Origin of the sequence: Streptomyces silvae, from assembly GCF_016745505.1 — a bacterium.
GTDB classification, from domain to species: domain Bacteria; phylum Actinomycetota; class Actinomycetes; order Streptomycetales; family Streptomycetaceae; genus Streptomyces; species Streptomyces silvae.
Genome location: NZ_JAERUC010000071.1, coordinates 1 through 6,676, shown reverse-complemented (window position 1 = coordinate 6,676; position 6,676 = coordinate 1). Strand labels below are relative to the sequence as shown.

The following is a 6,676-nucleotide window of genomic DNA, read 5'->3' as shown; positions in this document are numbered from 1 at the left end:
GCATACCGCCGGAGAACTGGTGGGGGAAGTCGCCCACCCGCTCCTTGGCCGCCGGGATGCGCACGCGGTCCATCAGCTCGATGGACCTGGCCTTGGCCTCCTTCTTGGAGAGGCCTCGGTGCACGCGGAACATCTCGCCGAGCTGGTAGCCCACGGAGAGCACCGGGTTCAGCGAGGACAGCGCGTCCTGGAAGATCATGGCGATCTTCTGGCCGCGGATCTGCCGGCGCTCCTCGTTGGACATCTTGAGCATGTCCTGGCCGCGGAAGAAGATCTCGCCCTTGGGGATGCGCCCCGGGGGCATGTCCAGGATGCCCATGATCGCCTGAGCGGTCACGGACTTGCCGGAACCGGACTCGCCGAGCACGGCGAGGGTCTCGCCGGCGCTGACGCTGTAGTTGACTCCGTTGACGGCCTTGGCGACGCCGTCACGGGTGTGGAACTCCACGTGCAGATCGCGGACTTCGAGCAGCGGACCGCTCTCGTCCTTCGAACCACGCGGAGCAGGAACATCCGCCGTCTTGTCGATGATGGTCATGTACGCCTCCCTCAGCGCAGCTTGGGGTCGAGGGCGTTGCGCACCGCATCGCCGAGCATGATGAACGCCAGAACGGTGATCGACACCATGACCGACGGGATGATCAGGACAAACGGAGCGTTACGCAGCTGCTCCTGGCCGGAGGAGATGTCCACGCCCCACGACACGGTCGGCTCGGCGAGACCGATGCCCAGGAAGGACAGGCTGGCCTCCGCCGAGATGTAGCCGCCGAGCGCGATGGTCGCGACGACGATCACCGGGGCGATCGCGTTGGGCAGGATGTGCCGGAGCAGGATGCGGCTGGTCGAGGCGCCGAGCGCCTTGGCCGCCATCACGTAGTCGGCCTGCTTGATCGTCAGCACCGAGCCACGCGCCACACGGGCTATCTGGGTCCAGCCGAGGAAGGCCAGCGCCAGGATGACGACCCAGATGTGCCGCTCCTCGAACGAGGTCAGGACGACCATCGCGCCGAGGATGAAGGGGACACCGAAGAAGATGTCGGTCACCCGGGACAGGATCGTGTCGATCCAGCCGCCGAAGTAACCGGCGAGCATGCCGACCACGGTGCCCAGGACCGTGACCAGGGCGGTGACGACGATGGCGACGGTGATCGAGGCACGAGCACCGTAGATGACACGTGCGTAGATCGAGCGTCCCTGGATGTCGTACCCGAACCAGTCCTCCTGGAAGAAGTTCCCCCACTTGGGCTTCTGCAGGTAGTGGTGGGCCAGGTCCGCGTAACGCGGATCGGCGCCGGTGAAGAGGCCGGGGAATATCGCGATGACCAGGAGGAAGACGATCAGGATCGCCGAGACGACGAACAGCGGGCTGCGCCGCAGGTCGTGCCAGGCGTCGGACCAGAGGCTGCGGGCCTTGCCGACCTCGACGGCGGGGGCCGGGACGGCAGCCGTCGGGGCGGACGCGTCCGCGGTGTTTTCCTTGAGCGTCTCAGGCATACCGGATCCTCGGGTCCAGGACCGCGTAGAGCAGGTCGACAATCAGGCTGGCGGCGAGATACACGACGACGATCAGCGTCACGATGCCGACGACGGTGGCACCCTCACGGTGCCGGAGCGCGTCGAAGACGGCGGAGCCGACACCCTTGACGTTGAAGATGCCCTCGGTGATGACCGCACCTCCGAGCAGCGAGCCGAGGTCGGTCCCGAGGAAGGTCACCACGGGGATCATCGAGTTCCGCATCAGGTGCACGCCGATGATGCGCCGGCGCGGCAGCCCCTTGGCCACCGCGGTGCGCATGTAGTCCGAGCGCAGGTTCTCCGCCACCGAGGTGCGGGTCAGCCGGGCGACGTACGCCAGGGACAGCGACCCGAGTACGACGGCGGGCAGGACCAGTTCGCTGAAGTTCGCTTCCAGGCTGACGTTGGGCTGCACCCAGCCGAGCTGGAAGGCGAAGAAGTACTGCCCGAGGAAGCCCAGCACGAAGGAGGGCACCGAGATGAGCAGCAGCGTCAGGACCAGCAGTCCACGGTCGCGAAGAGTGTCGGCCTTCAGCCCGGCGAAGACACCCATGGAGATGCCGACGACGACCGTGAAGATGAAGGCAAACAGAGCCAGCCGGACCGTCACCGGGAACGATTCCGAGATGATGTCGGCCACCGGTCGCCCACTGGCGATCTGCGTGCCGAAGTCGCCCTGGAAGAGGCCCGTGAGGTAATTCCAGTACTGGTGCCAGAGTGGCAGGTCGAGACCCAGGTCCTTCTTCATGGCCGCGATCTGCGTCGGGTCGACCGTCTGCTCACCTGCGAGCGCGCGCACGGGATCGCCGGGCAGCGCGTACATCATGGCGAAGACCAGCATGGTCGAACCGAGGAAGACCGGGATCATCTGGAGCAGTCGCCGCGCGACATAACGCCCCATGTTTGCCTCCGATTAGGGGTAATGCAGCCCAAGGGCCGCTCTCCGGATAGGAAGAGCGGCCCCCGGGACCTACTGCCTGGTGTGGGCGGCTGATGGCCGAGTGGGGGCCCTCAGGCGTGTGTTACTTGACGGTGACGTCAGTCATGACATAGTCACCGCGGAAGTCGATGGCGACGTTGTCGACGTTCTTCCCGTAACCACCGTTGATCTTGTAGTTCCAGAGCGGGATCGCCGGCATCTTCTGGAGGACGAGCTTCTCGGCCTCCTGGTATGCCTTGATCGAGTCCTCCAGGGTCGCCGCGTTGTCGCCCTTCTTGAACTCCGCGTCGACCTCCTTGTCGGAGAACCGGCCGTTGTTGGCCTCCGCCGTGGTGCCGTACAGCTCACGCATGAAGTTGACGTTCAGCGGGTAGTCGGCGACCCAGCCGCCTCGGTACATCGACTTGACCTGGTCGTTGTCACGCGCTTCCAGGTCGGTCTGGAAGTCCGGCTTGGCGTCCGGGATGCAGTCGACCCCGGTCGAGTTGCGGATGGACTCGCAGACCGCGGTCACCCACTCCTTGTGCCCGCCGTCGGCGTTGTACTGGATCCAGAGCTTGTTGTCCGGAACGCCGCCGCCTTCCTTGATGAGCTGCTTGGCCTTGGCCGGGTCGAACTTGAACACGTCGGTGTCCAGGCTCTGGTTGCCGGCGACGCCCGGGGGCGTGAAGCTGGTGGCGGGCTCACGGGTGCCGTTGAGCACGGTCTTGGTGATCGTGTCGCGGTCGATGCCCATCGACAGACCCTGGAGGACCTTCGGGTCGATGCCCTTGAAGGTCTTCGAGTAGAACGTCGGGACGATCGACTGGACGGCCGCGTACGGCTCGTCGATCGTGCGGTCGCCGAGGTCCGTCTTGTACTTGGGCAGGTCCTTCGGACCGATCTGGCGGATCATGTCCAGGTTGCCGGAGAGGAGATCCTGGTACGCGGCCTCGACGGTCGCGTAGTTCTTGAAGAGGATGCCCTTGTTCTTGGCCTTGTTCGGGCCCTGGTAGTCAGGGTTGGCCTTGACCTGGATGAGCTTCTTGTGGTCCCACTTCTCGAAGATGTAGGGACCGTTGCCGACCGGCGCCTGACCGAAGGCCTTGGTGTCCTTGTAGAACACCTCGGGCAGCGGGGCGAAGGTGTAGTAGCCGAGCTTGTACTCGAAGTACGGAACCGGCTTGTCGAGCTCGATCGTGAACGTGTTGTCGTCCACGGCCTTCAGACCGGACATCTCCGTGGTCTTCGGGTCACCCTTCTCGGGGTGGACGTCCGCATACCCCTTGATGTCCTCGAACCAGAAGGCGTTCTGCTGGTTGTTCTTGATGTTGGCGTACCAGTTCCACGCCTTGATGTAGGACTCGGCGGTGACCGGGGTGCCGTCGTGGAACTTCCAACCGGGCTTGAGCTTGACCGTCCAGGTCTTGTTGTCGTCCGACTTCACGGACTCGGCGTTCGTGTAGACGATCTTGCCGTCGCCGTCGAACTCCAGCAGCTGGGTAAAGACCGCCTGGATGACGTAGCTGCCCAGCGACTCGTTGGTGTCGGCCGGGATCAGCGGCTTCTGCGGCTCACCGACGTCGAGGGAGACGTAGCCCGCGGGCTTGCCCTTCTCCTTCGAGGCATTGCTGCTGTCGTCACTGTCGCCCCCGCCACAGGCAGTCGCGGCCAGGGCGATGATTGCCGCTCCCGCGACCCACTTGGCGCTCTTGGCACCGCGCATGGGTTTCCTCCTCATGAGTCCACTTTTGACTACAAGAGGGGCACTGTAGAGATCCACCGACACCCCTGACGGCGATCGTTTGCAGTGCCCCGAGTGTGCTCGTGAGTCCGCACTCCCCACAGTGCGCCGACCCATTGACCCGAGCTCAATGGAGCCAACTATTAAGTAACACCGGGCTGTAAACCACACTTAAAGGGTCTCGGTTTGACAACATCGAGAAGCCATGGTTGCCCGAAATCCGGACAAAGTGATCCCAGACAGACACCCCCGAAACGGACCGTTAACACATGTTCCGGAGAGCGACGCACGATATGCGGACACCTCGGTCAGGAAAATGGGTTGACGAAAGGCCCGGGCCCCCGCAGACACTGCGGGGGCCCGGGCCTCATGTCAATGGCTCGTTCCGACGGTTCGGACCCCTTGAGCGGGCGGTCCGGCCGGGTCAGCCGTTCTTCGCACGCGAGGCCGTGCGGCCGCGCTGCTTCTGGTCCAGGACGACCTTGCGGATACGCACGGTCTCCGGGGTCACCTCGATGCACTCGTCCTCGCGGCAGAACTCCAGGGACTGCTCCAGCGAGAGCTTGCGGGCGGGAACCACGTTCTCCGTGGTGTCCGCGGACGCCGCACGCATGTTGGTGAGCTTCTTCTCCTTGGTGATGTTCACGTCCATGTCGTCGGCGCGGGAGTTCTCGCCGACGATCATGCCCTCGTAGACCTCGGTGCCGGCCTCGGTGAAGATGACACCGCGCTCCTGGAGGTTGACCATCGCGAACGGCGTGACCGAGCCCGCGCGGTCGGCGACCAGCGAGCCGTTGTGACGGGTGCGCAGGTCACCGAACCAGGGCTCGTGGCCCTCGAAGATGGAGTGCGCGATACCCGTACCGCGGGTCTGGGTCAGGAACTCCGTACGGAAGCCGATGAGGCCGCGTGAGGGCACGATCCACTCCATGCGGACCCAGCCCGACCCGTGGTTCGTCATCGTCTCCATACGGCCCTTACGGGTCGCCATCAGCTGCGTGATGGCGCCGAGGTGCTCCTCGGGGGAGTCGATGGTCATGCGCTCGATCGGCTCGTGCGTCTTGCCGTCGACCTGCTTGGTGACGACCTCCGGCTTGCCGACGGTCAGCTCGAAGCCCTCACGGCGCATCTGCTCGACCAGGATGGCCAGCGCGAGCTCACCACGGCCCTGGACCTCCCAGGCGTCCGGGCGCTCGGTGTCCAGGACGCGGAGCGAGACGTTACCGATGAGCTCGCGGTCCAGACGGTCCTTCACCTGGCGGGCGGTGACCTTGTGGCCCTTGCCGCCCTTGCCGACGAGCGGCGAGGTGTTGGTGCCGATGGTCATCGAGATGGCCGGCTCGTCGACCGTGATCAGCGGGAGCGCGATCGGGTTCTCGGGGTCGGCCAGGGTCTCGCCGATCATGATGTCCGGGAAACCGGCCACGGCGCAGATGTCGCCCGGGCCCGCCTTCTCGGCCGGCTTGCGGGTGAGCGCCTCGGTCATGAGCAGCTCGGTGATGCGCACGTTGGAGATCGTGCCGTCGCGCTTGATCCACGCGACCGTCTGGCCCTTGCGCAGCTCGCCCTGCTCGACGCGGCAGAGCGCGATACGGCCGAGGAAGTTGTCGGCGTCCAGGTTCGTGACGTGGGCCTGCAGCGGGGCGGCCTCGTCGTACTCCGGGGCCGGGACCGTGGAGAGGATGGTCGTGAAGAAGGGCTCCAGGCTGTCGCTGTCCGCGGGGACGGTGCCGTCCTCCGGCTTGGTCAGCGAAGCGACGCCGTCACGGGCGCAGGCGTAGACGATCGGGAACTCGATCTGGTCCTCGTCGGCGTCCAGGTCCAGGAAGAGGTCGTACGTCTCGTCGATGACCTCGGCGATCCGGGAGTCCGGCCGGTCCGTCTTGTTGATGCAGAGGATGACCGGCAGCTTGGCGGTCAGGGCCTTGCGCAGGACGAAACGGGTCTGGGGCAGCGGGCCCTCTGAGGCGTCGACCAGCAGGACGACCGCGTCCACCATCGACAGACCACGCTCGACCTCGCCGCCGAAGTCGGCGTGGCCGGGGGTGTCGATGATGTTGATCGTGATCGGGTCCCCGCCGTCCTTGGGGTGATACTTCACCGCCGTGTTCTTGGCGAGGATCGTGATGCCCTTCTCACGCTCCAGGTCGTTCGAGTCCATCATGCGTTCGTCGAGGTTCTCGGCGGCGTGGGCGGCGAAGGCGCCCGCCTGCTTGAGCATGGCGTCGACCAGCGTGGTCTTGCCGTGGTCGACGTGGGCGACGATGGCTACGTTACGGATGTCGTGGCGCGTGGGCATGGGTGGCTTGCGCTTCTCTCGGATCGTGGGATCAGGCGTCTCAGTCGGTCTCGAGTCCTCGTACGCCCGCCGGGCGGCACGCCACGGCTAGGGCCTCTCGTTTGGGTCAGGCTGGATCAGCGAGCGGGGCCTGGTGCCGTGCCTCGCAAGGCGGAGGACGGAGTCAACGCGGAGCGTTGCCGACCGACGACAACGCCGC

The 6,676-nt window shown here is 65.5% G+C and carries 5 protein-coding genes; all 5 read right to left on the bottom strand.

All coding sequences use genetic code 11. The features are described from left to right. Window positions 1–538: ATP-binding cassette domain-containing protein (locus JKV81_RS09360; RefSeq protein WP_202075373.1), on the bottom strand; the 538-nt coding region annotated here is incomplete at its 3' end. Between the two features lie 11 nt (window positions 539–549). Further along, complete coding sequence (locus JKV81_RS09355) at window positions 550–1,494, bottom strand: ABC transporter permease (protein ID WP_129265298.1); 945 nt, start codon at window positions 1,492–1,494, stop codon at window positions 550–552. Beyond that, window positions 1,487–2,416, bottom strand: coding sequence for an ABC transporter permease (locus JKV81_RS09350; RefSeq protein ID WP_099174661.1), 930 nt, complete (start codon window positions 2,414–2,416; stop codon window positions 1,487–1,489). The genes JKV81_RS09355 and JKV81_RS09350 overlap by 8 nt, the downstream gene beginning before the upstream one ends. A 121-nt stretch (window positions 2,417–2,537) precedes the next feature. Then, window positions 2,538–4,160, bottom strand: coding sequence for a peptide ABC transporter substrate-binding protein (locus JKV81_RS09345; protein WP_129265296.1), 1,623 nt, complete (start codon window positions 4,158–4,160; stop codon window positions 2,538–2,540). A 442-nt stretch (window positions 4,161–4,602) separates the two neighbouring features. Next, window positions 4,603–6,477, bottom strand: a complete 1,875-nt coding sequence (gene typA, locus JKV81_RS09340; RefSeq protein ID WP_124274525.1) for a translational GTPase TypA — start codon at window positions 6,475–6,477, stop codon at window positions 4,603–4,605. Between the last annotated feature and the right edge of the window lie 199 nt (window positions 6,478–6,676).

What these genes read in the sequence shown, in the direction of transcription:
- JKV81_RS09355 (WP_129265298.1), bottom strand. Translation starts at nt 1,494, where the DNA reads ATGCCTGAGACGCTCAAGGAAAACACCGCGGACGCGTCCGCCCCGACG.
- JKV81_RS09350 (WP_099174661.1), bottom strand. Translation starts at nt 2,416, where the DNA reads ATGGGGCGTTATGTCGCGCGGCGACTGCTCCAGATGATCCCGGTCTTC.
- typA (WP_124274525.1), bottom strand. Translation starts at nt 6,477, where the DNA reads ATGCCCACGCGCCACGACATCCGTAACGTAGCCATCGTCGCCCACGTC.
- JKV81_RS09345 (WP_129265296.1), bottom strand. Translation starts at nt 4,160, where the DNA reads ATGCGCGGTGCCAAGAGCGCCAAGTGGGTCGCGGGAGCGGCAATCATC.